General features: G+C 61.5%; 1 protein-coding gene. It reads right to left on the bottom strand.

All coding sequences use genetic code 11. From position 1 onward, the window contains the following. A partial coding sequence (locus ABRS97_RS28000) for an amino acid adenylation domain-containing protein (protein ID WP_367819453.1) occupies positions 1–1,154 on the bottom strand: 1,154 nt, incomplete at both ends.

Genomic DNA, 1,154 nt, shown 5'->3' with positions numbered 1-1,154 from the left:
GCTCCCGGCACCATATAAGCCGGCAGCTCCGCCGCAAGATATTCCCGGACCGCGGCCACCGTCAACTCGCCCGTCGGGACGATATAGGCGCACAAATACCGCTGCTCCTGTCCATCCAGACGGTCCATCACCACCGCTTCGCGGATCCCCGGGTGCCGGGCTAGCCTGCTGTCGATCTCGCCCAACTCCACCCGGTAGCCGCGGATTTTCACCTGATGGTCCTTGCGGCCCAGGAACTCCATGTTCCCGTCTGGCAGCAATCTCCCAAGGTCACCGGTCTTGTACATCCGCCCCCCTCCCGGGAGGAACGGATCGGGCAGGAACGCTGCCTCCGTCTTCGCCTCGTCGTTCATATATCCGCGGGCCACGCCAACGCCGCCGATATACAGCTCGCCGACCACGCCCCACGGTACCATTTCCCGGTCGTCGTCCAAAATATAGAAGGCGTTGCCCCCGATCGGCCGGCCGTACGGGATGCTGCTCTGGTCGCTGCTAACTTCCAAGACCGGGTAGTAATTCGACCAGACGGTCCCCTCCGTCGCTCCCCCCAGCGAGATCACTTCCGCTTGCGGGAACAACTGCCGGATCCGCCCGGGCAGCGTGACCGGAATCCAGTCCCCGCTCATGAAGACCAATCGCAATCTGTCAGGAAGCGACTCTGCCGGGTTTTCCTCCAGATGGTGGATAAAATGGTTCATCGTCGTCGGCACCGAATCCCAGAATGTGACCTCCTCGGCCTCCATCAGGCTTAAAAGCGCCCCGGGGTCGAGGACTTGTTCGCGTTCCGCCACCACAACGGTTCCCCCCGCCGCGAGCATCCCGAAAATATCGTAAACAGACAAGTCAAAGCACATCGAGGTGATGAATAGCAGGCGGTCTTCCCCACCGACCGCAAACCGCCGGTTGACCCAGGAAACCAGGTTGACGGCGCTGCGGTGCTCGATCATCACGCCCTTCGGCGTGCCCGTGGAGCCGGAGGTATAAATGATATAGGCCAGCTCGCCGCTGTCCTTCGCAAGCTTCAGCGGTTCGGAACTTTCCCCGGCGATCCTCTCATCGTGCATGAGGATGACCCGTTCATGCCCAAGATCCGGGTAAGCGCGGTCGATCAGTACCGCTACGGCTTCCGCGTTATGCAGAATATACGCCTTGCG

It is taken from the genome of Paenibacillus tabacirhizosphaerae, from assembly GCF_040812395.1.
Lineage (GTDB): Bacteria > Bacillota > Bacilli > Paenibacillales > NBRC-103111 > Paenibacillus_E.
Note: the sequence above shows the minus strand (reverse complement) of the source record. Positions and strands in the feature narration are given on the sequence as shown.